This is a genomic window from Streptomyces sp. NBC_01288, from assembly GCF_035982055.1.
Lineage (GTDB): Bacteria > Actinomycetota > Actinomycetes > Streptomycetales > Streptomycetaceae > Streptomyces.
In genome coordinates, this window is the sequence record NZ_CP108427.1 from 9,223,331 (window position 1) to 9,248,705 (window position 25,375).

Consider the following 25,375-nt stretch of genomic DNA (forward strand, 5'->3'; position numbering starts at 1 on the left):
GTACGGATTGTTACGGCAAAGTGACGCAGACCACGATTTCGTACCGCCGCGCCGGTCCTGCCTAGAGCGTCAGCAACATCGCGACCATGCCGATCCCCATCGACAGCCGGCACGCCCGCGCCAGCTCCGGCCGGTCGCCCCACCCGACGCTCCCGCCGCCGACCACCACACCTGAGGCCGCTCCGGCGACGGGCACCAGCCGGATGCCCGACAGCAGCACATATCCCACGAAGTAGAGGAGCAACGCGCCTGTCACGAGCGGGACTCCGGAGTCGCCGTGCTCGTGGTGGTGCGCGGGCGACGCGGCCATCGCGAGCGCCATGTAGACCATGGCCGCGGTGCCCAGCAGATGGTGCACATGGTGCGGGCTCCTGCGCGCCGACCACAGGGCGCGCAGCGCCGCCGTACCGAACACCGCCGCGTAGGCGGGCCACGCCCAGGAGGGTGGTGTGAACACCGCGGCCGGTACGGCCATCGCGGCCATGCCGAAGCCCATCAGCGCCTCGCCGCCCGCGGCCCGGCGCTGTTCCTCGACGGGGCTGCGCATCCGCAGCAGGCAGTAGGCCCCGGTCGCCGCGCACAGCGCGACCAGCAGCCAGCCGGGCGAAGCCGGTCCACCATGCACGCGCGTCCCCCGTTCCGCCCCGGATATCGCTCACCGTCGACGTTCGGTCACAGGATGCCCGTGCCGCCCGGGGCGCAATCAAGCGCAACGGTGTACATGGGGAGCACTCGACGGAGCGCGGCAGGTCAATGGCGCCCCGAAGGCATGCCCGACGGAAATGATTCACGAGTAAAACACCTGCTAAACTTGTTTCCCATGAGCAGTGCGACCCCCGCCCCCACCCCCCGCGTCCGACGTCTCCCGCTCACCGGCGTGCTGCGCCTCGGACGGCCGTCCGACATCTGGTTCAAGCCCGCGCTCAGCGCGGTCGCCTCGGTCGCCCCGCCCAACCTGACCCTGCTGGCCCTCGGCCGCCTCGACCTGGCGATGTACACGATGGCCGGCTCCTTGTGCGCGCTCTACGCCCACAACAAGCCCTACGCCGCCCGGGCCCGCGCCTTGCTCTGGGTGGTGCTCGGCATGATCGGCGGTCTCGCCGTCGCGCTGGTCACGGCTTCCCTGACCACCAACGCCGTCGTGCTGGTGACGGTCGGCGCCGCCCTGGCCGCCGTACAGAAGGGGCTGTGCGACGCGACCCGGATCGGCCCGCCCGGCAACGTGGTCCTCACCTTCATCAGCTCCGCCTCGCTCTTCGCCCCGCAGACACTCGGCCAGGTCCCCGGCCACCTCGCGCTGGCCGCCGCCGCAGGCGCCTGGGCATGGCTCGTCGGCATGGCTCCCGCACTCGTCCGCCCCTACGGCCCCGAGCGCCGCGCCACCGCCCAGGCGCTGAACGCCACCGCGACGTACGCCGCCGCACACGGCACCGGAGACGGTGACGCACGCGCGCGTGCCGCCGCCGCGGCCGCCATCCACGCCGCCTGGCAGTCCCTCCTCGCCACCGGAACCCGCACCCCACCCCGACGCGCCCTCGAACGCCTCCTCGTCCGTGCCGAGGTCGCACTCGCCGCGCCCGCCGACGCCGACCCGGAGCGGCTGCGCACCTGGGCCCGCGAACTGCGCGGCAGGGGACCGGTCCCGCAGACCGACGTCTCGGCAGGCGCCGTAGACGAACTGCTCGGTGTCGACGCCGAACTGGCCGCCCCCATAAGCCCGTTGTGGACCAGGCTCGGTCCGCTGACCCCGCTCGTGCTGCGTACGGCGCTCGGTTGTGCGCTCGCCGGATACGTGTCCCTCGCCCTCGGTGTCGGCCGCCCCTACTGGGCCCTCGTCACCGCCGCGTCCCTCTACCAGGCCAACATCACGCTCACCTGGGGACGGGGCGTGCAGCGGGTCGTCGGCAACCTCGCCGGGGTGCTCGTGTTCGCCGCGGTCGCCCCGCTCGCCCACGCGCACCCGGCGGCCCTCGTTCTCTGCTGCCTCGCCTTCAACTTCGGGGCGGAGGCGTTGATCGGCCGCAACTACTGGCTCGGCAGCGTCTGTGTGACCCCGATGGCCTTGCTCATCACGGAGTTCGCGCGGGCGCAGCAGCCCGGTGAGCTGATCGCCGAGCGGGTCGTCGACACCCTCGTCGGGGCGCTGGTCGGCCTCGTCGCCGCGGCCGTCGTCACCAATCGGCGCGCGACCGACCGTATCGAGGAGGCGCTGAGCGCGGTGGAACGCGCCCGGGAGCGGGCCGCACGACTCCTCGCGGAAGCTGCTCCCGCGCGCGGGAGCCTGGATTCCGCGCACCGCGTGCTCGCCGCCGCGCTCGTCGAACTGCGCGCCACGGTCGACGCCGCGTCCGGCGAGTGGTGGCAGCGCGCCCTGCCGCAGGAGCGGGTCGTGCTCGCCGAGCGGTCCGGACACCGTACGCTCGCCGCGACGGTACGACGCCGGGAGTCGCACTCCTGGCCGACCGGGGATCGGCGCACGGGCGGAAAGACGGAGGGCGTACGGGGATGACGGCAATGAACGGACGGCCGGTTGACGGGGACGACGCGGCCCGCCCGACCCCTCCGAGTGCGACCCGGCGCGACACCGTCGCCGCCGTCGTCGGGCAGTGGCAGGCCGTGCACCCCGACCTCGACACCGGCCCGATGGAGATCATCGGCCGCATCAACCGATGCGCCGCCCTGCTCCAGCAGGCCGAGGACGCGCCGCTGCGCCGGGCTGGGCTCAGCCGCCCCGAGTTCGACCTGCTCGGCGCGCTCCGTCGCACCGGGCACGAACTCACGCCGAGCGAGCTGACCCGGGAGACCTTCTCCTCGGGCGCCGCCGTCACCAAGCGCCTCAAGCTGCTGACCGAACGCGGGCTGGTCGAGCGCCGCGGCGACACCCGGGACCGGCGCGTCGCCCACGTCCGCCTCACGGACACCGGCCGCGACCTCGTCGACGCGATCCTGCCCGAGCAACTCGCCTACGAGACGACCGTGCTCGCCGGTCTGGACACCCCCGGACAGGGCGAACTCGCCTCCCTGCTCGGCGAGTTGCTGGCCCAGCTGGAAGGCCGACTGGGCATGCTGCGTGTCTGAGCCGCCGTACGCGGGAGCCGACGGACCGTTGACGCGAGTCGCGTGATCTCCCTACGTTCGATCAAGCCGGTTCGGGACACCGACTGACGTACGACATGTCGAACAAGGGATTGATGCCGTGGCAGCCTCTGCCCCCGAGACCCTCACCGTCGACCTCGGCACCGACACGGGCCCCTTCCACGGAGGCGCGAGCGGCACGCTCTACGGCCTGTACGGCGACGGCGTCCCCAGCCGCAACGCAGTCGAGGGCATGTACGTCCGCACGGTCTCCACCAAGGCCCAGGACGGCACCCAGCACCCGGGCGCCGACGCCCTGGAGATCCTGCGCCCCTTCGTCGAGGCGGGCGGCCAGGACGTCTACGTCTACATGACCGACATCTACCGCGGCTTCCCCTACGAATGGCCCGGCGGTACCGGAGCCGAACGCCTCGCCGACTTCAAGGCCCGCGTCCGCCGCCAGGTCGACCAGGTGCTGACGCTCGGCGCGTACAAGTCCCATGTCGTGTACGTCCCGTTCAACGAGCCCGAGGGCAACATGTTCGGCACGGGGGAGTGGAGCTACGACCAGGTCTCCTGGCGCACCGCACCGGGCCCCTACTTCACCGCCTGGCGGGACATCCACCACCTCATCAAGGAACTCGACCCGGGCGCCCGCATCGCCGGCCCCAACACCTGCCTCCTGTACGACGAGATCAGAGGCTTCCTGGAGTTCGCGAAGGCCGAGGACGTACTGCCCGACGTCATCACCTGGCACGAGCTGTCCTCGCCGGACGAGATCCGCACGAGCGTCGCCAAGTACCGTGCGTTGGAACGTGAGTTGGGCATCGGACCGCTCCCCGTCAACCTCAACGAGTACGCCCACAACTACCACTTGTCCGTCCCGGGCCAGATGATCCAGTGGATCGCCGCGATCGAGGAGTCGAAGGTCGACGCCGATATGGCGTACTGGAACATCGACGGCAACCTCAACGACTCGGTGGTGGAGGCCAACAAGGGGAACGGTCAGTGGTGGCTGTTCAACGCCTACGGGCAGTTCACGGGCAACACCGTCCAGGTCACGGCGCCCCACCCCAACGTCCAGTACACGCTCCAGGGCGTCGCCGCACTCGACCGCGCCAAGCGGCAGGCACGGGTGCTGCTCGGCGGCGCGGGGGGCTCCGCGGACGTCGTGTTCGAGCACGTCGACCCCGAAGTCTTCGGTACGACCGTCCACGTGCGGCTCCTTGAGATCCCCTGGACCGGCCAAGTCGGCCCCTCCGCACAGCCGTTGAGGCTCGCCGATCACGAACTCCCCGTCGTGGACGGCAAAGTGACGCTGCGTCTGGCCGGTGTGGAGGCGATGTCGGCGTACCAGGTGATCCTTTCCCCGGGCGGCAACGGAGCCGTAGCGCTGCCGCCCTCGGTCGGCTGGCGGCGCTCGTACCAGGCGGAGGACGCGGCCTACATCGGTGACGGTCACTCGCTGAACGGGCCCGAGGGGTCCCCGTCCGACGTCGACAAGTTCGCGGGCTCGACCGGCTACCACGTGGGCGGACTCCGCACCGGTTCCGACGGCGTGCTCGTCTTCTCCGTGGAGGTCCCGCGGGACGGGACCTACGACGTGAGTGTCTTCGCCAACTCCTACAACCTGGCCGACGCGGTGCGCGAGCAGGGGCCCACCAACGTCTTCCTGCGGGTGGACGGCGGGTATCCGCAGGAACTCCGGTTGCCGCTCGGCTACAAGTGGGCGGTGTGGGGCCACACCGACACCCGGGTCGAACTGACCGCCGGTGCGCACACCATCACCCTCGCCGCGCAGGACCACGACCTCGGTGTCACGCGGGGCGACGTGGTTATCGACCGGCTCGATCTCGCCCTGCGCGACGACCGGGTGACCGCGCCCGCGCTGTACGACGCGGAGTTCGCGGACCTGGGGGGTGGCGCTCGCGTGGACTGCGGGCAGCTCGGAGCCTCAGGCCCCGGTGTCGTCGTACTGCCGCGAGGCGGCACCGCGACCTTCTGGGTGCACGCGGCGGAGGACGGGGAGGCGGCTGTGACCGTCGATCGGATCGGCCCCGGGGAGGGCGAGTTGACGATCAACGGGGAGGACATGGGGATGGTCGGGGACGGCGACACGAGGATTGTTGAACGATCCTCCGTTCCCCTGTTCCTCGCATCGGGCATCAACAAGGTCACCGTCACCGCCACTTCGGACCAACTGGTCCTGGACCGCCTCCAGGTAGGCGCCTCACGCGCCCTCCTCCCCACCTCGACGCACCCGGCCGAGGAAGGCACCACGACGGGCGGCGCCCGGGTCACCGGCGCCCACACGTTCGCCACGGGCGGCAAGGCGGTCGACGGCATCGGCGGCGGCCCCGCGAACGCGCTCACGCTCACCGTGGAGGCGGAGCGGGCCGGCCGTCACGCGCTCACGATCCGCTACTCCAACGGCGAGCAGGCACCGGCCACCCACTACAACCCGGACCCGGTCTGCCGCCACGCCGATATCTCGATCAACGGGTCGGTCCCACAGCGCGTGTTGTTCCCGACCACCTTCCACTTCAACAACTTCCACGACCTCACCGTCCCCGTCACCCTCGCCGAGGGCACCAACACCCTCACCTTCACGGCGGACGAACTCACGGACCACGACGGCCACTCCAGGAACCAGTACGGCCAACGCTCCGCGTACGCACCGGTGATCGACACGGTGACGGTGACGCGACTGGCCTGAGAGCGGGACGCGGGCGGGTGGCTCAGCGCTGCTCGTCGCTCGCCGCGTACACCCCGAACATCGCCCCCTGCGGATCCCGCAGCACCGCGATCCGCCGCACGTCGCCAATGGACGTCGGCTCCATGAGGACCGTGCCGCCCGCCTCCGTCGCCACCGCGGCTGTGGCGTCGACGTCGGCCACCGAGAAGTACGGCAGCCAGTGCGGGGGCACCTCCGGTGGGAACTTCGCGTCCATCGTCATCATCCCGCCGAAGTCGGCGCCGTCGATGCCCCATTGCGGGTAGTGCGCCGAGGGGCGGACGGTCCAGCCGAACACGGTCGTGTAGAAGCTCTCGGCCCGCTCGGGCGCCCGCGTCAGCAGCTCCACCCAGCCCAGCGCGCCGGGTGCGTTGAACAGCCCGGCGCCGGGGAAGGTCCGCGCCTGCCACATCTGGAACGCGGCGCCGCCGGGGTCGAGGGCGACCGCGAAGCGGCCGATGTCGAACACGTCGATCGGTTCCATCAGCAGGGTTCCGCCCGCGGCCCGTACCCGCTCCGCCGTCGCGTCGGAGTCCGCGACCGCGAACGACACGTTCCACGCCACCGGCTGCGACTCCTGGAACAGCGGGGTCAGCGCGGCGACCGCGGCGTCACCGATGTGCGCGACGGTGTAACCGCCCGCCTCCGGCCGGGGATCGGTCTCCGGACGCCAGCCGAACACGTCCGAGTAGAACCGCTTGGCCGCCTCCAGATCACTCGTCCCGAGCTCGGTCCAGCAGGGTCCACCGGTCACCGGCCTGTCGAGCTTCATGGCGTTCCTTCCGCAGAAAGCTCCCCTCCCCGCACGCTAAGCCCGGGCCGCGACCCCGGCCATCCGGCAGGGAATGGGTGCCCTGGTCGCCGTAGGCCTACATCCCCGGGCGGTACCTCAGCGGATGGTCCGTCGGCACCTCCACCAGCACGATCCGTGTCCCGTCCGGATCCGCGATCCACATCTCCACCAGGCCCCAGGGTTCCCGCACCGGAGGCCGTACGATCTCGACGCCCTTCGCCCGCAGCTCCTCGTGTGCGGCACCCGCGTCCGCGACCTGCAACCACAGCTGTACGGCGGGGGAGGGCCGGGAGTCGGAGCGGCCGGAGACCTCCAGGAAGCCGCCGCCGAGGAAGTAGACGGTTCCGCGTTCCGGGCCTGTGCCGAACTCCCGGTAGACGGGCAGGGCCAGTTGGTGGCCGTAGAAGACTCGGGAGCGTTCGGGGTCGGTGGGGCGCAGCAGGATGCGGCTGCTCAGTACGTGGACCATGCGGCCGGAGCCTAGTGGCCGGGGCCGCGTTACTCTCGTGTCTGCCTGAGCCGCGCCTTGATCGGAGTTGTGCACCATGGACACCGCCGCCACCGGACTGACCTTTCGCGACGCCACCGATGCGGATGCGGATGCCCTCGTCGTGCTGATCGAGTCGGCCTATCGGGGGGACGACAGCCGGGCAGGCTGGACCACGGAGGCGGACATCCTCGAAGGGCAGCGGACCGATCCCGAGGGCGTGCTCGCGGTCATCAAGTCGCCCGACAGCCGGCTGCTCGTCGTCGAGCGCGAGGGCCGGGTGGTTGCCTGCTGCCAGCTCGAACACCGGGGTGAGCACGCCTACTTCGGGATGTTCGCCGTCAGTCCGGACCTCCAGGGCGCCGGTCTCGGCAAGGTGATCATCGCGGAGGCGGAGCGCACGGTCCGGGAGACCTGGGGCGTGCGGGAGATGCACATGACCGTGATCTCCGTACGGAACGACCTCATCGCCTGGTACGAGCGCCGCGGCTATCGCCGTACGGGCCGGATGACCCCGTTCCCGTACGGCGACGAGCGGTTCGGTATTCCGCAGCGCGACGACCTCCAGTTCGAGCTGCTGGTCAAGGAACTCGCTTGATTCCTACGGCCGTTCGGTCCGCTATGCCGTGAAGCGGCCCGTGCGTTTGATCTCCGGGTAGTCGGTCGTCGCGCCGTCCAGACCCAGGGCCCGTACGAGCCGCAGCTGGTCCTGTGTGTTCACCACCCAGCCGATGATCTTCAGGTCCGCCTTGCGGGCCGCCTCGACGACCTCCAGGGTCAGCCTGCGGATGTTGAGGCAGACCGTCTCGGCACCGGCCTCGGTGGCGCGTTCCACCACGTCGGGGCCGAAGCGGCTGGCGATCAGCGCGGTGCGTACGCCGGGCACCAGGCGGGCGATCTCGGCGATCGCCTCGTCGTGGAACGAGGACACCTCGACCCGCTCGACCAGGTTGCGGCGGTGCATGACCTCGGCGAGTGCGCGTGCCGCCGCCAGGTCCTTGATCTCGGCCTGGACCGGCGACTTGACCGCGTCCAGGACCTCTTCGAAGGTCGGGACGCGCTCGCCGCGGCCCGCGTCCAGGGTGCGCAGTTCGCCGAGGGTCCGCTCGGCGATCGGACCGGTCCCGTCGGTCGTACGGTCCACGTCGGCGTCGTGCATGACGACGAGGGCGCCGTCCTTGCTCAGATGCAGATCGAGTTCGATGACATCGAGGCCGGCCTGCTCGGCGGCGACGAAGGAACGGAGAGTGTTCTCGGGTTCGAGACCCATGACTCCGCGGTGACCGATGGTAAGGAAGTTCAAGGTTCAACTCGCTTCCGTCGCGGCGGCTCGGCACGCGCGCGTGGGCGCGGCCGGACACCGGCGTCCACGCGGCAGAGCCGCAGCCTAACGGCCGGGCCCGGCGTTGTACCCGCGCTTACGCGGGGGATCGGGGGTGACGGCCGGGGTGTACCTGGAGCGTACTTCGCGGCGCCGTCACCCGTCCGTGGGCGAGTCCGGCGCCCGTTGACCGAAACCGGCCCTCGGTGGCCCTTGATCGCAGGCCTCGACCCGCCTACCCCACCACAGCGGAAGTAATCGCCTTCTTTGTGTCCGGCAGGAAAAAGAGCGGTGACGGATAGGGGGTGCAGGATAATTTGCGGGGTCTTGCCTTGCTAGAGGAAACCCCGAACGCATACGGTGTCCATACGCGAGGTTCTCCCGTGGAGGATGGGACATGACGGAAATTCTTGTGCAGGTGGGTTTTGAGGAGCGGCTTCCTCCCGTGGTCACGGTGGTGGAGCATCCGGCATGGCCCGTGCTCAGGGACGCCGTGGAGCGGATCCGGCCATGGCAGTCGAAGGACGGCTCGATCGACTTCGACGCCGAGGGTGCCCCGGGCCGCGCGGAGGCCGAGTCCGCCGTGCGCCGCGTGACGGGCGCCGTGGAAGAGCTCTCCCCGCTGCTCCCGCACGACGCGGCCTACCACGCCGCACTCGTCCGGGACCTGGGGCGGTGGGCCGACGACGGCTTCCAGGTGCCCGACTTCCTCGACTCGCTGCTGGCCTTCCAGCCCGCCGCGAACCGCCGGGACGGACTCCAGCACCTGGTCCTCTTCCCGATGTACACGCAGAACGGCAACCCGGACCGCAATCTCGAAGCGGTCGTCCTGCGCATGGTCTGGCCCGACTGGCTGGCCGAGCTGGAGGCGACCCGCTACGACAACCCGCTGTTCTGCGGCATCACCTTCGAGGACTTCACGTCCGGCTACGACACCAACTCGGCCGTGCTCTTCCCGGAGACCATCGCCGTACGACAGGCGCCGGAACGGTTCTCCTGGGGCGGCATCTTCTGCGACCGCGAGGCCGCCCGATTCCGCCGGGTGACCGAGGCCGCCGTAGACATCCTGGGCATGCGACTGCCCGAGGACGTCGCCACGATGGTCGACGACCAGAAGCGCTGCGAGGAGGCCTTCGTCCTGTGGGACATGGTCCACGACCGCACCCACAGCCACGGCGACCTGCCCTTCGACCCGTTCATGATCAAGCAGCGCCAGCCGTTCTGGATGTACGGCCTCGAAGAACTGCGCTGCGACCTCACCGCCTTCAAGGAGGCAGTGAATCTGGAGGCCGACGGCGTCCCGCAGGCCCGTGACGTGCAGTACGCGGTCCTCTGCGACCGCATGTTCCGCTTCCCCGTCACCGGCGAACGCGTCCGCAACTACGACGGACTCGGCGGCCAGCTCCTCTTCGCCTACCTGCACAAGCACGACGTCGTCCGCTGGACCGACAACAAGCTGCACATCGACTGGCAGCGCGCCCCCGAGGTCACCAACCAGCTGTGCGCCGAGATCGAGGACCTCTACCGCGCGGGCATCGACCGCCCCAAGCTGGTGCACTGGTTCAAGGCCTATGAGCTGGTCGCCACCTACCTCTCACCGCACCCGGGCTCCCGCTGGGCCAAGGGCCCGGACGCCCTCGACCTGAGCCTGCCGCCGCGGAAACTCGTGGATGACGTGCTTCCGGACGAGTTTCCGCTGAGCATGTTCTATGAGGCACTCTCCAAGAAGCTCAAGAATGTGATCGCGTCGACCCGGGGCATCACGGCGGAGAGCGCAGAGCGGATCGCCGCGTGAGCGACCGTACGACCGAAGTGGCTCAGGAGGCGAGGACCATGGGGAACGGGGCGCTCAACGGCGCGGTGATCGCGGTGGCCGGAGCGGGCGGGCCCGCGGGCCGTGCCGTGCTGCTGCGGCTGGCCGAGGCCGGCGCGACCGTCGTCGGCGCGGACGCGCATCCCGAACGCCTGGCGGAGGCCGTGGACGCGGCCCGCTACGCGCACGGCGGCGCCACCGTCGTCGGGGACACCGTCGACCTGCTCGACCCGCAGGCGACCCGCGACTGGGCCGAGCACATCGAGAAGGACTTCGGCCGCGTCGACGGCCTGGTCCACCTCGTCGGCGGCTGGCGCGGCAGCGCGTCCTTCGCCGACACCGACCTCGCCGACTGGGACCTGCTGGAGAAGCTCCTCATCCGCACGGTCCAGCACACCTCCCTGGCCTTCTACGACGGCCTGGAGCGCAGCGACCGCGGGCGCTATCTGCTGATCAGCGCGGCGGGCGCCAGCAAGCCCACGGCGGGCAACGCGGCGTACTCCGCCTCGAAGGCCGCCGCCGAGGCCTGGACCCTCGCCATGGCCGACGGCTACCGCAAGGCCGGCGGCGAGGACGGGCCCAGCTCCGCGGCCGCCGTCATGGTGGTCAAGGCGCTGGTGCACGACGCGATGCGCGCCGAGCGACCCAACGCGAAGTTCGCGGGCTTCACCGACGTCAAGGACCTCGCCGAGGCCATCGCCGGGGTCTGGGACAAGCCCGCCACCGAAGTGAACGGAAACCGTCTGTGGCTGACCGAGAAGCCGTGAACCCTCCGAAGACCGACGCCCGTCGCCACCACGACCCGGAGATCCGCGGCTTCGCCAGCGACAACTACGCCGGCGCCCACCCCGAGGTGCTCGCCGCCCTCGCCCTCGCCAACGGCGGCCACCAGGTCGCCTACGGCGAGGACGACTACACGGAGAACCTCCAGGGCATCATCCGCAGCCACTTCGGTGCCACGGCGGAGGCCTTCCCGGTCTTCAACGGCACCGGCGCGAACGTCGTCGCCCTCCAGGCTGTCACCGACCGCTGGGGCGCGGTCATCTGCGCCGAGAGCGCCCACATCAACGTCGACGAGGGCGGCGCCCCCGAACGCATGGGCGGCCTGAAACTCCTCACCGTGCCCACCCCCGACGGCAAGCTCACCCCCGAACTGATCGACCAGCAGGCCTACGGCTGGGACGACGAGCACCGCGCGATGCCGCAGGTCGTCTCGATCACCCAGAGCACCGAACTCGGCACGCTGTACACGCCCGACGAGATCCGCGCGATCTGCGACCACGCCCACGCGCACGGCATGAAGGTGCACCTCGACGGCTCCCGGATAGCCAACGCGGCGGCCTCACTCGACGTCCCGATGCGGACGTTCACCAACGCGGTCGGCGTCGACATCCTCTCGCTGGGCGGGACGAAGAACGGTGCGATCTTCGGCGAGGCGGTCGTCGTCATCAACCAGGACGCCGTCAGCCACATGAAGCACCTGCGCAAGCTGTCCATGCAGCTCGCCTCCAAGATGCGCTTCGTCTCGGTGCAGTTGGAGGCGCTGTTCGCCAAGGATCTGTGGCTGCGCAACGCCCGCCACGCCAACGAGATGGCTCAGCGCCTCGCCGAGGGTGTGCGCGCGGTGCACGGCGTGGAGATCCTCTACCCGGTGCAGGCCAACGGCGTCTTCGCCCGCCTCCCGCACGACGTGAGCGAGCGCCTTCAGGAGCGCTTCCGCTTCTACTTCTGGGACGAGGCCGCCGGAGACGTCCGTTGGATGTGCGGCTTCGACACCACCGAGGACGACGTGGACGCGTTCCTGGCGGCACTCAAGGAGGAGATGGCCCGCTAGGTCTGCCGACTCGGAGTCGGATGGCGCTGTGCATAGATATGCGTCCATCTGAAAAGTCATTGACTCTCGGGTGATCGCTTTCCTATGCTCTGCATCCATGGAGCTGATCCAGAACACCTCTGACCTGTCCGCGTACTTGGCTGCCGACGAGGCCATTGACCATGAGCATCCCCTCGTAAGGGAGACAGCCGCGCGGCTGGCCAGAAGTGCCGCCGACTCGTATGGCTATGCACGCCTCGCGTTCGAGTTCGTGCGGGACGGCATTCCCCACTCGCAGGACTCCGGTGATCCGCGCGTCACCTGGCGGGCCTCCGACGTCCTGGAGCAGGGCACCGGCATCTGCTACGCCAAGGCGCACGCGCTGGCCGCGCTGCTGCGGGCCGAGGACATTCCTACGGCGTTCTGCTACCAGAAGTTCGACGTCGTGCACGGTCTGGTCGCCGTGCGCTTCAACGGGGCCTGGCATCGGCAGGACCCGCGCGGCAACAAGCCGGGCGTGGATGCGCAGTTCTCTCTGGACGGTGAGCGGTTGGCCTTCGTACCCGATCCAGAGTTCAATGAGCTGGACTATCCAGACCTGTACGCTGAACCGCACCCGGTCGTGCTGAGCGCCCTCAAGGCCGCCCCCGACCGCACGCACCTTTGGCAGACGCTCCCGACCGCACTCTGAGGCAGCCCATGACCCTCACCCTGACCGTGTCCGACGAAGTCCGCGCCCTCGCCCCGGGGTTCACCCATGTGGCGATCGAGGCGACCGGACTGGTCAACGGGCCCAGTACCGAAGCGAGTTCGGCGCTCCTCGACGACGCGGCCCGCCGTCTCGTCGTACGACTGGACGGGCGCGCCCCGCACGAGGACCCGCACATGGTGGCCTGGCGCGAGGTGTACACGGGGTTCGGGTCGAAGCCGTCGCGTACCCGCAACTCGGCGGAGGCGCTGGCCAAGAGGGCGCTTTCCGATGATGGGTTGCCCCGGATCAATGTGCTGGTCGATCTCTACAACGCCATCAGTGTGGCCCACTTGGTCCCTGTCGGGGGCGAGGACACCGACCGCATCCAGGGCGCGATGACCCTCCAACGGGCCGCCGGGGACGAGGAGTTCGTGACCGTCGCGGGCGGTGAGGAGGTCGTCGAGCATCCCGACGCGGGCGAGGTGGTGTGGGCCGACGCGGTCGGTGTCACGTGCCGTCGGTGGAACTGGCGGCAGGGGCCGCGCACCAGGCTCACGGAGGAAACGACCGCCGCTGTCTTCCTGTTGGAGAGTCTGGCGCCGATGCCGGTCGCCGAGGTCGAGCGTGCGGGTGCCGAACTGGCCGAGCTGCTGGAGAAGTTCAGCCCCGGGGCGCGGATCACCGTCCACGCCCCGGCGTGACGATTCAGCGAGCCTCGGCCGCCTTGACCTCTTCGGGAGTGGGTGCGGTGCCGCCGAGATGGGCGGGCATCCACCAGGTGTCGTCCGGGCCGTTGGGTCGTACCGGATAAGCGCGTTGGGCGGCTTCGAGGAGTTCCTGGATGCGCTCGCGCAGGCGGCGGGTGATCGCGCCCGCGTACTGGTCCTGAGGAGCCTCCACCGGCTCGCCGACCCGGATGGTGATCGGGGTGTGGCTGCGCTTGAAGTTCTTCGGGTGGCCCTTGGTCCACAGGCGCTGGGTGCCCCACAGCGCCATCGGGATCAGCGGGACGCCGGCCTCCTGGGCCATGCGCGCGGCACCCGACTTGAAGCTCTTCAGGGTGAAGGACTGGGAGATCGTCGCCTCGGGGAAGACGCCGACGATCTCACCGGACCGCAGCGACTCCAGTGCGTGCTGGTAGGCCGTCTCGCCCTGCTTGCGGTCCACCGGGATGTGCTTCATGCCGCGCATCAGCGGGCCCGAGATCTTGTGCCGGAACACCGACTCCTTCGCCATGAAGCGCACCAGGCGCTTCTGCGGCAGGGCGGCGAGACCGTCGAAGATGAAGTCCAGGTAGCTGATGTGGTTGCTGACCAGCACGGCGCCGCCCGAGCGCGGAATGTTCTCCGACCCCTTGCAGTCGATCTTGAGGTCCCAGGCCTTGAACAGCGTTTGGGCGAGACCGATGACGGGGCGGTAGACAAGCTCAGCCATGGACGGGGTGGACCCTTCTCTCTGCCTGGAAGGGGTTCTCCGGGCGGGAAAGCTACGCAGCCGTAGGTTTACGGCATTGCGCAGATCGTGCCCCAAGAACGAACGACTGGCCAGTCCTCGTGCCGCAGAACGGCGAGATCCTCGTCACGTCGATCGCTTGATCCACCTCGGGCTTTTAAGTTCCCTTTACTGTGCGCGAACCGTCACTCGACGCACGAGCAGGTACATCTCGCACCCCAGGCAGTACCCGAACGCGGCATTGAGGAACGCGGCCGCCAACGCGGCCCCGGTCGCCGCGAGCCCGAGCCAGTCGGGACCCAGGCCGAAACCGACCAGTCCCACCCCGGCGAAGACCAGACCGACCCCCTGTGCGAACCGCGGCGGCTCCGGCGACTCGAACTCGGTCGGCGGTCCGATCCGGGGCCGTACGGCCTTCCGGAACAGCCAGCCGTACGGCGATCGGCCCACGCCGCCCGCCGCGCCCAGCGCGAACGCCAGGGTCTGCCAGGCCAGCAGCCAGAAACTGCCGGTGATCAGCACGACCGCCAGTACCACGGTCGTCAGGGCCGCCCCGAAGCGCGGTCCTCTTACGTCGATGTCCATGAATCAAGGATTCCGCAACGGAAAGGATTCGTGGTGCCGGGAATCTTTGCAGTCTCGTGAACGCTGGAGAATTCGATGACCGGACTTGTGGTGTGCGTGGTGGTGCTCGCGGCGGCGAGCGCCTACGGAGTGCTGCATCGGCGGCGGAGCGGGAGAGTACGCGTGCGTGGGCGCGACGGCGGAAAACGGCTCGGCGCCGCCGAGCTGGGCGGCGACCTCGGCGAGAAGGCCACCCTGGTGCAGTTCTCCAGCGCGTTCTGCGCGCCCTGCCGGGCCACGCGCCGGGTGCTGGGCGAGGTGGCCGGCATGGTCCCCGGTGTGAGCCACATCGAGATCGACGCCGAGGACCATCTGCACCTCGTACGGGAACTCGACATCCTGAAGACCCCCACCGTGCTGGTCCTCGACGCCGACGGGCGGGTCGTACGGCGTGCCACCGGCCTCCCCCGCAAGGCGGATGTCATCGCTGCTCTGGGGGAGGCGGTCTGACGGTCGTGACGCCATTGGTGAGGACATCGGTGAGTCATCTCCCATATGCCGGAACGTACTTGACTGTGCGCACCACCTATCGTCAACCTGACCGTATGCCTTCGGAACTCCTTCTCTACGGGCGGGTGCACGTCGACCTGGCCCGCACCGCGAGCGCGCGCTGTCCGGGCTGTTGAGCAGCCACGGACCCCGTTCGTCCCCTCCGCAGAAGGACACGTCCATGACGGCCACGCCCGACCTCGGCACCCGTACTCCTCAGCACGCCTCTCCCGACCTGCTGCGTTCCGTCTTCCGGCAGCACGCGGCCGGTGTGGCGGTGATCACCGCGCGCGGTGAGAACGGCCCGGTCGGCTTCACCGCCACCTCGCTCAGCTCCGTCTCCGCACAGCCCCCGATGCTGTCCTTCGGGATCAGTACCGGCGCCTCCAGCTGGCCCGCGATATCCGGGGCCGACCATGTCGGCGTGCACGTACTGGGCGAGCATCAGGAGCAGTTGGCCGCCACCTTCGCGCGCAGCGGCGCCGACCGGTTCGGGGCGCCCACCGTCTGGCGCGAGGGCCCCGAGGGCGTGCCCGTCCTCGACGGCGTGCTCGCCTGGCTGGTGTGCCGGGTCGTCGCGCGCGTGCCCGCGGGGGACCACCGCATAGTCCTGGCCGAGGTCGTCCTCGGCGACCACGCGGGCACCGGCCGCCCGCTCCTCTACCACCAGGGGCGCTTCAACGGGCTGCGTGACTGAGGCCACTCCGGGTGGGTGACGGGCCACCCTGCGGAAGCGTCGAGTTCCGATTACGCTGCGTTGCACAGGTCACAGTTCAAAGCGCTTGCTTAGCGGGCACCCCTTGGGGGAGCGTAGGAGTGCGTACTGGCGAGTAATATTTCGCTCGGAGCACCGGTCGCCCCCACCGGGAACGGCCGTTCAGGGCGCCTATGCTGCCTGGAAGTAGGCAGCCGAAAATGACGATGCAGTAGGAGAGCCGGCGTGAGCTTGAGGATCGTTGTCACTGTGAAGTACGTGCCCGACGCCACTGGCGACCGGCACTTCGCCGATGACCTGACCGTCGACCGGGACGACGTGGACGGTCTGCTCTCCGAGCTCGACGAGTACGCGGTCGAGCAGGCGCTGCAGATCTCCGAGAACTCGGACGACGACGTGGAGATCACCGTCCTGACCGTGGGCCCGGAGGACGCCAAGGACGCCCTGCGCAAGGCGCTGTCCATGGGCGCCGACAAGGCGATCCACGTCGAGGACGACGACCTGCACGGCACCGACGTCATCGGCACCTCCCTGGTGCTGGCCAAGGCGATCGAGAAGGCCGGCTTCGACCTGGTCGTCTCCGGCATGGCCTCCACGGACGGCACCGCCGGTGTGATCCCCGCCCTGCTGGCCGAGCGCCTGGGCGTCCCGCAGGTCACGCTGCTCTCCGAGGTCTCCGTCGCGGACGGCGTCGTCAAGGGCCGCCGTGACGGCGACACCGCCAGCGAGCAGCTGGAGGCCTCCCTGCCGGCCGTCGTGTCGGTCACCGACCAGTCGGGCGAGGCGCGTTACCCGTCCTTCAAGGGCATCATGGCCGCCAAGAAGAAGCCGGTTCAGGCCTGGGACCTCTCCGACCTGGAGATCGACACCGACGAGGTCGGCCTCGAAGGCGCCTGGACCGCCGTCGACTCCGCGGCCCAGCGCCCCGCGCGCACCGCCGGCACGATCGTCAAGGACGAGGGCGAGGGCGGCAAGCAGCTCGCCGAGTTCCTCGCGGGCCAGAAGTTCATCTAAGGCCCCCGGGTCAAGGCCCAACTCGCTTACCGCCCCTCAGACTTCGCACGCACGCAGGAGACCAACCTCATGGCTGAAGTTCTCGTCTACGTCGACCACGTGGACGGCGCCGTCCGCAAGCCCACCCTGGAGCTGCTGACCCTGGCCCGCCGTATCGGCGAGCCCGTCGCGGTCGCCCTCGGCGCCGGTGCGGAGAACACCGCCGCCGCGCTCGCCGAGCACGGCGCGGTGAAGGTGCTCACGCACGACGCCGCCGAGTACGCCGACTACCTCGTCGTACCGAAGGTGGACGCCCTCCAGGCCGCTGTCGAGGCCGTCTCCCCGGCCGCCGTCCTGGTGCCGTCCTCCGCCGAGGGCAAGGAGATCGCCGCCCGGCTGGCCGTACGCATCGGCTCCGGCATCATCACCGACGCCACCGACCTGGAGGCCGACGACAAGGGCCCCGTGGCCACGCAGTCGGTGTTCGCCGCCTCCTTCACCACCAAGACCCGTGTCTCCAAGGGCACCCCGGTCATCACCGTGAAGCCGAACTCGGCCGCTGTCGAGGCCGCCCCGGCCGCCGGCACCGTCGAAGCCCTCGCGGTCACCTTCTCGGACAAGGCCACCGGCACCAAGGTCACCGCGCGCACCCCGCGCGAGTCGACCGGCCGCCCGGAGCTGACCGAGGCCGCGATCGTCGTCTCCGGCGGCCGCGGTGTGAACGGCGCGGACAACTTCGCGATCATCGAGGCCCTCGCCGACTCCCTCGGCGCGGCTGTGGGCGCCTCGCGTGCCGCTGTCGACGCCGGCTGGTACCCGCACTCCAACCAGGTCGGCCAGACCGGCAAGAGCGTCTCCCCGCAGCTCTACATCGCCAACGGCATCTCCGGCGCGATCCAGCACCGCGCGGGCATGCAGACCTCGAAGACGATCGTGGCCGTCAACAAGGACGCCGAGGCCCCGATCTTCGACCTCGTCGACTACGGCGTGGTCGGCGACCTCTTCGACGTCGTCCCGCAGCTCACCGAAGAGGTCAACTCCCGCAAGGGCTGATGCTTTTGAGGTTGTACGAGGCTCCCGTGACCCATGTGGTCGCGGGAGCCTTCGTTCATCCCAGGGTGATGGTGGACTGCACGGGCAGATGGTCGCTCGGGAACTGGCTGTTCTCGGAGAAGGTGTTGAGGGCCGTCCGGCGCACGGTGACGCCCGGGGAGACCAGGATCCAGTCGATGCGGGGACCGTCCGGCACGAGCGCGCGGTAGCCGTGGAAGCTGGCGTACAGCTGCCCGCGCGCGGCCGCCGCGTCCCAGGTGTCCCTGAGGCCCGCGCCCGCGTCCAGCATCGTGGAGTAGACCGAGGTGGTGTACGCGGCGGTGTTGAAGTCGCCGGTGACCACGAGCGGCAGGGAACTGTCCAGGTGGGCGAGGCGTTCGGCGATGAGCGCGGCGGCGCGCTCGCGTGCGTACTGACTCGCGTTGTCCAGGTGGGTGTTGAGGACGTAGAACTGCCGTCCCTTGTCCCCGAGATCGCGGAACCGGATCCAGGTGGCGATGCGCGGGTGGTCGCCGCCCCAGGTGTTCGACCCGATCACGGCGGGCGTGTCGGAGAGCCAGAACTGGTCGTACTCGACGGGGGCGAGGCGGCGGGTGTCGTAGAAGATCGCCGTCTCCTCGTCGAAACTGCCGCCCTTGCGGCCGCCGCCGATCCAGTCGTAGTGCGGGAGGTCCTGCTTGATGTCCTGGAGCTGCGCGTAGAGGCCCTCCTGGGTGCCGATGACGTCGGGGGCCGCGCGGAGCAGCAGGTCGCGCATCACCGGGCGGCGGACCTTCCAGCTGTTGGGCTCGTCGGTGCTCGCGTACCGCAGGTTGAACGTCATGACGTCCAGCAGGCGGGTCTCCTTCCGGGCCGAGGCGGAGCGTGCGGTACCGATGAGCGGCAGCGCGATGGCGGCCGCCACCAGCGTGCTCAGCCCCGCGCGACGGGTGACCGTCCTGGCAGTCGACATGTGCGTCCCCTCCCCTTGGGAGTCAGGATGAAGGGGCGAGGCGCCGGGCGGAAGAGGGCCTGGGGACGACAGTGAACGCGACGGGTTCACGGCGTGGACAGGGTGTTGACCGGCGGGAAGCTCCATGGATAACTTCGTTCTACGGATTGTTGATTCCGTAGAGCGGAAAACCGGAGGGTGTGGGCATGGGTCAGGGCGAGCAGGAGAAGGTGGCGACGAGCCTCGCGGGCGCGGTCAGCGAGGAGATCAGCGCCTCCCTGGCACCGGTCGACGCCGAACTGGAGCGCCGCTACCCCGGCGACCCCGGCACCCGGCAGCCCGTCCACACGGTCTACGTCCCCGGTGACGTCTTCGCCGCCGACACGATCCGCAGCTGGGGCGACCGGGCGCTGGCCGCCCTCGACGAACACGCCCCCGACGCGGCCTCCTTCGCCGCCGTCCTCGGCCTCTCCGACGACCTCGCGGAGCCCGTCCACGCGCGCGTGCGGGCCAAGTTGGAGCGCGAGCCCATCGAGGACCTGCGCGTCGACTTCGAGGACGGCTACGGCCCCCGCCCCGACGCCGAGGAGGACGAGGCCGCCGCCCGCGCGGCCCGCCTGATCGCCGAGGCGTACGAGAAGGGCACGGCGGCCCCGTACATGGGCATCCGTATGAAGTGCATGGAGGCACCGGTACGGGACCGGGGCATCCGCACCCTCGACATCTTCCTCACCGGGCTCATGGAGGCCGGCGGGCTCCCGGACGGCCTGGTCCTGACGCTCCCCAAGGTCACGTACGCCGAGCAGGTCACCGCCATGGTGCGCCTCCTGGATGCCTTCGAGAAGGCGCGCGGGCTGGAGCCGGGCCGGATCGGCTTCGAGATCCAGATCGAGACCAGCCAGTCCATCCTCGCCACCGACGGCACCGCCACCGTCGCCCGCATGATCCAGGCCGCCGAGGGCCGCGCCACCGGCCTGCACTACGGCACCTTCGACTACAGCGCCTGCCTCGGCGTCTCCGCCGCCTACCAGGCCAGCGACCACCCGGCCGCCGACCACGCCAAGGCGATCATGCAGGTCGCCGCGGCGGGGACGGGCGTGCGTGTCTCGGACGGCTCGACGAACGTGCTGCCGGTGGGCCCGACGGCGAAGGTCCACGACGCCTGGCGGCTGCACTACGGCCTCACCCGTCGGGCGTTGTCCCGCGCCTACTACCAGGGCTGGGACATGCACCCCGGCCACATCCCCACCCGCTACGCGGCCGTCTTCGCCTTCTACCGCGAGGGCTTCGAACAGGCCGCCGCGCGTCTCGCCCGCTACGCCAACCACGCAGGCGGAGACGTCATGGACGAGCCCGCCACCGCCAAGGCCCTCAGCGGCTATCTGCTGCGCGGCCTGGACTGCGGCGCGCTCGACATCGCCGAGGTGGCCAGGGCGACCGGGCTGACCCGGATGGACCTGGAGGGCTTCGCGTCGCCGCGCCGGGGCGACCTCACGGCGTCCGCCAAGTAGCGGACGTGTCACAGGTGTTGGCGCCGGCTTCTGTTGTCACTGCCGCCCCGTAGGCTGTACGGCGTTCATGGATGTGCCACAGGGACGGAGCGGCGGTGCCTTCGGGGGAGAGCGGACGCGTGGACGGGGTCGACCGGTTGCTGGCCGGGCGCTATCGCGTCGTGGCCCGACTCGGGCGCGGCGGCATGGGCGTGGTCTGGCGGGCCGTGGACGAGGTCCTCGGCCGTGAGATCGCCGTCAAGGAACTGCGCACCTTCACCGACGCCCACGGACCCGAACTGGCCGACCTGCGCCTGCGGATGCAGCGCGAGGCACGGGCGGCGGCGCGGGTCCGCCATCCCGGCGTGGTCGCCGTGCACGACATCGCCGAGGTCGACGGACGCCCGCTGATCGTCATGGAGCTGATCGACGGCCCCTCCCTGGACGACGTGCTGAGCGAGCGCGGCCCGATCGATCCGCGCGAGGCGGCCGGGATCGGCGCGAAGGTGATGGAGGCGCTGGCCGCGGCACACGCCGTGGGTGTCCTGCACCGCGATGTGAAGCCCGGGAACATCCTGTTGGACCGCGCCGGCCGCGTCGTCCTCACGGACTTCGGCATCGCGACGATGGACGACCCGGGCGACGGCTCCGCCACCCACCTCACGCGCAGCGGTGAACTCATCGGCTCCCTGGACTACTTGGCCCCCGAACGCGCCCAGGGCGCCGACCCCGGCCCGGCGTCCGACGTCTGGGCCCTGGGCGCCACGCTGTACGCGGCGGTCGAGGGCACGTCCCCGTTCCGCCGCACGTCCACGTACTCCACCCTCACGGCGATCGTCTCCGAGCCTCTGCCGGAACCCCGGCGGGCGGGGCGACTCGGGCCTGTCCTGCGTCAACTGATGGAGAAGCGGGCGGAGTTGCGTCCTGGTGCGGATGGCGCCCGGGGGTTGCTGGAGGAGGTTGCGGGGGCGCCGGGGGTGGATCTGCCTACGGCTGTGTTGCGGGGGACGGCCGGGAGCGAGGGTGGGGTTCCTGCGGTGCCGCCGGGGTTCGGGGCAGTGGGGGCGCGGGGGAGTGCGGGGACGGGGGCGGGGGTTCCGGGACCGAAGGAGTCGGAGGGATCAACGGGGGTGCGGGCGACGGGCGTTGGGGCTTCTGGGTCGGGGGCGGGCCTGGCAGATCCCGATGCTGGGGCTGGGGTCCCGGGAGCGGCTGCCGCTGAGTCGACGGAGAGTGGGCAGGGCCTCGGGGCTGTACGGCATGCGGCTCCGGTTGGGCCGGGGTTCGGCGTCGGCGGCTCGGCTGGAGGCAGTGGGTCGGGGGCGGGGGTCGGTGGTCTGCCTCGGGAGGCGGCCGGGGTCGATGGCTCGGGGTGGTCCGGATCGGGAGGGACGGCATCGGGGTCGGGAGGGCGATTTGGAGCTTCCGCGTACGGGCCGGGGTTCGGCGTCGACGGCTTGGCTGGAGGCAGTGGGTCGGGGGTGGGGGCTGGTGGTTTGCCTGGGGAGGCGGGACCGGGGACGGCCGGGGCCGATGCCGCGGGGTGGTCGGGAGGGCGACTTGGAGTATCCCCGTACGGGGCAGGTGCGGCAGGCCCGCCCGGGCCGGGAGGGGCAACATCCGGGTCCTCGCAGCCGCTTGAGGCATCGACGTACAGGTCTGCTGCGGCGGGACCCGACGGATCGGGCGACCAAGGCCCTGGCTCCGGTTCCTCGGAGCGACCCTCGTCGGACACCCTTCCGCCTACTTCCACTTCCGCGTCCCCTCCCGCATCCGTACCCCAAGGCTTCGGCCCGCCCCCTGCCTTCGTAGCCTCTGTACCTCAGCCGTCTCCGCCAACCGGGCCCATGGCCGGCCCAACCACACCCCGCCGCAAGGCCCGCATCCTGATAGCCGCCGCAGCCGTGGCCGCCGTCCTCGCCGGTGCCGGAGTGGTCGTCGCGAACATGGTCAACTCCGGTGACACCACGGTCACATCGCAGCCCAGCGACTCACCACCGGCCGGTGCGCGTGGCGGCGCCGGCCCCGCCACGCCCGACGGTCGCAAGGACACCCACCCCTCGGCCGACCCCAAGCCCACCGGACAGGGCGACGACGGGACCCAGGCGCCGACGGAGCAGGACCCCGGCAAGGGGAAGAGCACGGCGGCGGGGCGAGATCCCAGCGTCGCCCCGACCAAGTCCACGTCCGCCGGCGGCGGAGGCACCGGCGGCAGCGCCCCCACGACGGGCGGAGCCAGTCCCAGTTCCAGTCCCGTCTCCGCCTGCCAGTCCATCGGCGGCGGCAAGTACAACTGCCAGGTGTGGCGCAGCGCCAAGTCCTACACCGCGTCCGGCACCGAGGTCGGTGTCCTCGGCGCGGGTACCAACTATTTCTTCTGCCAAGAGAACCTGGGCCGCCGCGAGACGTACGGTCAGTGGACCAACACCTGGTGGGCGAAGACGGACGACGACAGCGGCAACACCGACGTCTATGTCAGCGACGTCTACCTCAAGGGCGGGGACAACGACGAGCCGGTGCCGGGTCTCCCGGTCTGTTGAGGTCCCTCTCCCGGAACTGTCGGATTTCCGGAGTCGATTTCGACCTGCCGGCCGGCCCTCATCGGCTGCAACTGAAGATCGCCTGGTGCTCCAGCCCGACCCTGACAGCCATGGTGGAACCGGGGGAGGCGGCTTCCTTCCGCTGCGCCCCCGGTGGTGAACCGGCTGAGGCGCCGAGCGCCGTGACCGTGGGGGCAGCCGACTACATCGCGCTCCAGCAGACAGACGAGCCGGTGGAGGCGGCCAGGGCTCCCCGGTACGCAACGACCCGCTTCCGCCTGGCGACCACGCTGGGCTTCCTCGGTGGCTGCCTCGCCCTCATCGGGGCCTGGATCTGGCACCAGACCGGCTGAAGCGTGAATCGTCGCTCACCGTTCCAGGCCCGACATCGTCACCAGCCCCTCCTCCTGGAACAGGCGATTACCCCGCTCGCACAACTCCCGGTCCGTGCGCGCCCGTTCGCAGAACTCCTCCGGCGTCCGCCCGAACAACGTCCTCAACTCCGCCGAGCCACCCAGCAGTTCGGTGAGCAGCGCCCGCTCGCCCGGATGCCGGCGCGGTACTCCCGTGCCGTCGTGCAGGACCCCGTGCCGGTTGACGTAGACGTACACGCCCCGCAACAACTCGCCTGAGCCCAGCTCGAAACGGAACCCGGAATCGGAATCGGAGTCGGAGTCGGAATTGGAACCGGAGCTGGACCCCGGCAGCCACGTCCGGTCGTACGCCCCCTCGCTGGCGTCCACCACCGCGAGCTGCCGCGCGTCGAACCACGTCACGAACAACTCCCGTACGACACCAGGCGAGTTCACCGGCGAAGCCGAAACGTATCCCACGCGACTCACGTGCGCGGAGACACCGACGTCGATCCCCGTGACCCGCACCTTCACCATCGGGACGGGAGACGTGATCCCGAACTCCGCCATCTTGTGCCGCAGTTGACCGGGGCAGGCATTGGAGCCGATGGCGAGGACCGGTGTGCGGTTCTCGTACGTGGTGTGGTCGTCGTCGAGGGGCAACAACCGGTCCCCGACGAGGAGTCCGGACTCGGCAGGCCACGCGCCTGGGTAGGTCAACGGATCCTCGCGCGGTGCCCGAGCCAGCCCCAGCGCCTCCAACGTCCAGTCCACGCCGTCGCCCGCACGCTCACTCACGCCGTCGTACACGTGCCCCTCAATCCGACGGCGGCAGCTCGCCCGACCCCCGGGTGATCAACCGGGTCGGCAGCTCGATGCGTTCCGGGGCGAGGAGCGTGCCGTCCAGCTGTCGGAAGAGTCGGTCGGCGGCCGTACGGCCGAGCGTCGCCGCGTCCTGGGCGACGACGGTCACGCCCGGCTGGAGCAGGTCGGCCAGTTCGAAGTCGTCGAAGCCCACCAGGGCGATCCGGCGGGACTGTTCGGCGAGGACGCGGACGACGGTGACCGTCACACGGTTGTTGCCGGCGAAGATCGCGGTGACGGGGGAGGAGCCGGTCAGCATCTCCTCGGCCGCCCGGCGCACCCGGACCGGGTCGGTCACCCCGAGGGACATCCAGGCGTCCTCGACCGGTATGCCGGCGTCCTCCATGGCGGCCCGGTACCCGCGCAGTCGCTCGGCGGCCGTGTGGATGCGGGGCATGTCGCCGATGAAGCCGATGCGCCGGTGGCCGTGGGAGATGAGGTGGGTGACGCCGTCGCGTGCCCCGCCGTAGCTGTCCGACAGGACGACATCCGCGTCGATCTTGCCGGCCGGGCGGTCCACGAACACGGTCGCGACGCCCGCCTTGATCTCCGGCTCCAGGTAGCGGTGGTCGTCCCCGGCCGGGATCACCACAAGCCCGTCCACGCGCCGGGCGCACAGCGCGAGCACCAACTCCTGCTCGCGGTCCGGGTCTTCGGCGCTGGAGCCGTTGATGAGCAGGGCACCATGGGCGCGGGCGACCTCTTCGACGGCGCGGCTGAGGGGGCCGTAGAACGGGTCGGCGAGGTCCTCCAGGACGAGGCCGATGCTGGCCGTGCGGCCCTTGCGCAGGACGCGGGCGCTGTCGTTGCGACGGAAGCCGAGGGCGTCGATCGCCTCCTGGACCCGGCGCTCGGTGTCCGGGGTGACGCCCGGCTCGCCGTTCACCACGCGCGACACCGTTTTCAGGCCGACACCGGCGCGTGCGGCCACGTCCTTCATGGTCGGACGGTTGCCGTAGCGGTTCTCCGGGCGGCGGGCGGTCTCTGGCACGATGCGCTGTCCTGTCCTGTCGTCCACGGGGGATGCATAGGTCCATGGGTTTGTATGAGGATGTGGCGTCGAGCATAGAGCCTGGACAACGTTGTCATATGCGAGAGAGACTGTCCACCGAATATCTCCGGCCTGCGCCCCCACCGCGAGACC

25 protein-coding genes are annotated in these 25,375 nt (G+C 70.3%); 16 read left to right on the forward strand and 9 right to left on the reverse strand.

What is annotated here, in order from left to right; genetic code table 11:
• Nucleotides 1–61 precede the first annotated feature (61 nt).
• Nucleotides 62–625: a DUF5134 domain-containing protein gene (locus OG194_RS41445; protein WP_327405857.1), complete on the reverse strand. Its 564-nt coding sequence runs from the start codon at nucleotides 623–625 to the stop codon at nucleotides 62–64.
• A gap of 195 nt (nucleotides 626–820) precedes the next feature.
• Between OG194_RS41445 and OG194_RS41450 the strand changes: the two genes are divergently transcribed.
• The 3 genes from OG194_RS41450 (at nucleotide 821) to OG194_RS41460 (ending at nucleotide 5,791) form a co-directional block, all read left to right on the forward strand.
• The gene (locus OG194_RS41450) at nucleotides 821–2,509 is read left to right on the forward strand and encodes an FUSC family protein (protein ID WP_327405858.1); all 1,689 of its coding nucleotides are present in this window, start codon (nucleotides 821–823) and stop codon (nucleotides 2,507–2,509) included.
• Nucleotides 2,506–3,078, forward strand: coding sequence for a MarR family winged helix-turn-helix transcriptional regulator (locus OG194_RS41455; RefSeq protein ID WP_327405859.1), 573 nt, complete (start codon nucleotides 2,506–2,508; stop codon nucleotides 3,076–3,078). The genes OG194_RS41450 and OG194_RS41455 overlap by 4 nt, the downstream gene beginning before the upstream one ends.
• A 109-nt stretch (nucleotides 3,079–3,187) precedes the next feature.
• Complete coding sequence (locus OG194_RS41460) at nucleotides 3,188–5,791, forward strand: cellulosome protein (RefSeq protein ID WP_327407377.1); 2,604 nt, start codon at nucleotides 3,188–3,190, stop codon at nucleotides 5,789–5,791.
• 22 nt (nucleotides 5,792–5,813) lie between these two features.
• Here OG194_RS41460 and OG194_RS41465 read toward each other — a convergent pair whose 3' ends face one another.
• Together OG194_RS41465 and OG194_RS41470 are read right to left on the reverse strand one after the other, a co-directional pair.
• Nucleotides 5,814–6,581, reverse strand: a complete 768-nt coding sequence (locus tag OG194_RS41465) for a VOC family protein (protein WP_327405860.1) — start codon at nucleotides 6,579–6,581, stop codon at nucleotides 5,814–5,816.
• A gap of 97 nt (nucleotides 6,582–6,678) precedes the next feature.
• Nucleotides 6,679–7,071 (reverse strand): VOC family protein, encoded by a 393-nt coding sequence (locus OG194_RS41470; RefSeq protein ID WP_327405861.1) that lies wholly within the window; start codon nucleotides 7,069–7,071, stop codon nucleotides 6,679–6,681.
• Nucleotides 7,072–7,147: 76 nt separating this feature from the next.
• Between OG194_RS41470 and OG194_RS41475 the strand changes: the two genes are divergently transcribed.
• Nucleotides 7,148–7,687, forward strand: coding sequence for a GNAT family N-acetyltransferase (locus OG194_RS41475; protein ID WP_327405862.1), 540 nt, complete (start codon nucleotides 7,148–7,150; stop codon nucleotides 7,685–7,687).
• Between the two features lie 21 nt (nucleotides 7,688–7,708).
• Here the strand turns inward: OG194_RS41475 and OG194_RS41480 are convergent, their stop codons facing one another.
• Nucleotides 7,709–8,392 carry a glycerophosphodiester phosphodiesterase gene (locus OG194_RS41480; RefSeq protein WP_327405863.1) on the reverse strand — a complete coding sequence of 228 codons (684 nt, stop codon included), beginning with the start codon at nucleotides 8,390–8,392 and terminating at the stop codon, nucleotides 7,709–7,711.
• Between the two features lie 415 nt (nucleotides 8,393–8,807).
• On the opposite strand from OG194_RS41480, the gene OG194_RS41485 reads away from it, so the two are divergent.
• The 5 genes from OG194_RS41485 to OG194_RS41505 all read left to right on the forward strand — a co-directional run bounded on the left by OG194_RS41485 (nucleotide 8,808) and on the right by OG194_RS41505 (nucleotide 13,428).
• Nucleotides 8,808–10,205: a DUF6421 family protein gene (locus OG194_RS41485; protein WP_327405864.1), complete on the forward strand. Its 1,398-nt coding sequence runs from the start codon at nucleotides 8,808–8,810 to the stop codon at nucleotides 10,203–10,205.
• A gap of 38 nt (nucleotides 10,206–10,243) precedes the next feature.
• Nucleotides 10,244–10,990 carry an SDR family oxidoreductase gene (locus OG194_RS41490; protein WP_318021570.1) on the forward strand — a complete coding sequence of 249 codons (747 nt, stop codon included), beginning with the start codon at nucleotides 10,244–10,246 and terminating at the stop codon, nucleotides 10,988–10,990.
• A complete protein-coding gene (locus OG194_RS41495; protein ID WP_327405865.1) occupies nucleotides 10,987–12,057 on the forward strand; it encodes a threonine aldolase family protein in 1,071 nt (356 codons plus the stop codon). The genes OG194_RS41490 and OG194_RS41495 overlap by 4 nt, the downstream gene beginning before the upstream one ends.
• Nucleotides 12,058–12,154: 97 nt before the next feature.
• Nucleotides 12,155–12,727, forward strand: a complete 573-nt coding sequence (locus OG194_RS41500) for a transglutaminase domain-containing protein (protein WP_327405866.1) — start codon at nucleotides 12,155–12,157, stop codon at nucleotides 12,725–12,727.
• An 8-nt stretch (nucleotides 12,728–12,735) separates the two neighbouring features.
• On the forward strand, nucleotides 12,736–13,428 hold the full coding sequence (locus OG194_RS41505) for a B3/B4 domain-containing protein (RefSeq protein WP_327405867.1): 693 nt from the start codon (nucleotides 12,736–12,738) through the stop codon (nucleotides 13,426–13,428).
• 4 nt (nucleotides 13,429–13,432) lie between these two features.
• Here the strand turns inward: OG194_RS41505 and OG194_RS41510 are convergent, their stop codons facing one another.
• On the reverse strand, nucleotides 13,433–14,161 hold the full coding sequence (locus OG194_RS41510; protein ID WP_033278392.1) for a lysophospholipid acyltransferase family protein: 729 nt from the start codon (nucleotides 14,159–14,161) through the stop codon (nucleotides 13,433–13,435).
• A gap of 186 nt (nucleotides 14,162–14,347) precedes the next feature.
• A complete protein-coding gene (locus OG194_RS41515) occupies nucleotides 14,348–14,764 on the reverse strand; it encodes a DUF4395 domain-containing protein (RefSeq protein WP_327405868.1) in 417 nt (138 codons plus the stop codon).
• 75 nt (nucleotides 14,765–14,839) lie between these two features.
• On the opposite strand from OG194_RS41515, the gene OG194_RS41520 reads away from it, so the two are divergent.
• The 4 genes from OG194_RS41520 to OG194_RS41535 all read left to right on the forward strand — a co-directional run bounded on the left by OG194_RS41520 (nucleotide 14,840) and on the right by OG194_RS41535 (nucleotide 18,053).
• The gene (locus OG194_RS41520) at nucleotides 14,840–15,253 is read left to right on the forward strand and encodes a TlpA family protein disulfide reductase (protein ID WP_327405869.1); all 414 of its coding nucleotides are present in this window, start codon (nucleotides 14,840–14,842) and stop codon (nucleotides 15,251–15,253) included.
• A 220-nt stretch (nucleotides 15,254–15,473) separates the two neighbouring features.
• Nucleotides 15,474–15,989 carry a flavin reductase family protein gene (locus OG194_RS41525; protein ID WP_327405870.1) on the forward strand — a complete coding sequence of 172 codons (516 nt, stop codon included), beginning with the start codon at nucleotides 15,474–15,476 and terminating at the stop codon, nucleotides 15,987–15,989.
• Between the two features lie 243 nt (nucleotides 15,990–16,232).
• Nucleotides 16,233–17,021, forward strand: a complete 789-nt coding sequence (locus OG194_RS41530; RefSeq protein WP_262062823.1) for an electron transfer flavoprotein subunit beta/FixA family protein — start codon at nucleotides 16,233–16,235, stop codon at nucleotides 17,019–17,021.
• Between the two features lie 69 nt (nucleotides 17,022–17,090).
• Entirely contained in the window at nucleotides 17,091–18,053 is a 963-nt protein-coding gene (locus OG194_RS41535; RefSeq protein ID WP_327405871.1) for an electron transfer flavoprotein subunit alpha/FixB family protein, read from the forward strand.
• A 55-nt stretch (nucleotides 18,054–18,108) separates the two neighbouring features.
• Here the strand turns inward: OG194_RS41535 and OG194_RS41540 are convergent, their stop codons facing one another.
• On the reverse strand, nucleotides 18,109–19,005 hold the full coding sequence (locus OG194_RS41540) for an endonuclease/exonuclease/phosphatase family protein (RefSeq protein ID WP_327405872.1): 897 nt from the start codon (nucleotides 19,003–19,005) through the stop codon (nucleotides 18,109–18,111).
• Between the two features lie 185 nt (nucleotides 19,006–19,190).
• Here OG194_RS41540 and OG194_RS41545 point away from each other — a divergent pair, with 185 nt between their 5' ends.
• The 3 genes from OG194_RS41545 to OG194_RS41555 all read left to right on the forward strand — a co-directional run bounded on the left by OG194_RS41545 (nucleotide 19,191) and on the right by OG194_RS41555 (nucleotide 23,367).
• Nucleotides 19,191–20,495, forward strand: coding sequence for a DUF6986 family protein (locus OG194_RS41545; protein ID WP_327405873.1), 1,305 nt, complete (start codon nucleotides 19,191–19,193; stop codon nucleotides 20,493–20,495).
• A 71-nt stretch (nucleotides 20,496–20,566) separates the two neighbouring features.
• Nucleotides 20,567–23,014: a protein kinase domain-containing protein gene (locus OG194_RS47775; protein WP_442811713.1), complete on the forward strand. Its 2,448-nt coding sequence runs from the start codon at nucleotides 20,567–20,569 to the stop codon at nucleotides 23,012–23,014.
• A 110-nt stretch (nucleotides 23,015–23,124) separates the two neighbouring features.
• Nucleotides 23,125–23,367 carry a hypothetical protein gene (locus OG194_RS41555; RefSeq protein WP_327405874.1) on the forward strand — a complete coding sequence of 81 codons (243 nt, stop codon included), beginning with the start codon at nucleotides 23,125–23,127 and terminating at the stop codon, nucleotides 23,365–23,367.
• A 15-nt stretch (nucleotides 23,368–23,382) separates the two neighbouring features.
• Here the strand turns inward: OG194_RS41555 and OG194_RS41560 are convergent, their stop codons facing one another.
• Together OG194_RS41560 and OG194_RS41565 are read right to left on the reverse strand one after the other, a co-directional pair.
• Nucleotides 23,383–24,177, reverse strand: a complete 795-nt coding sequence (locus tag OG194_RS41560; protein ID WP_442811714.1) for a hypothetical protein — start codon at nucleotides 24,175–24,177, stop codon at nucleotides 23,383–23,385.
• A 7-nt stretch (nucleotides 24,178–24,184) separates the two neighbouring features.
• Nucleotides 24,185–25,249, reverse strand: a complete 1,065-nt coding sequence (locus OG194_RS41565; protein ID WP_327405875.1) for a LacI family DNA-binding transcriptional regulator — start codon at nucleotides 25,247–25,249, stop codon at nucleotides 24,185–24,187.
• Between the last annotated feature and the right edge of the window lie 126 nt (nucleotides 25,250–25,375).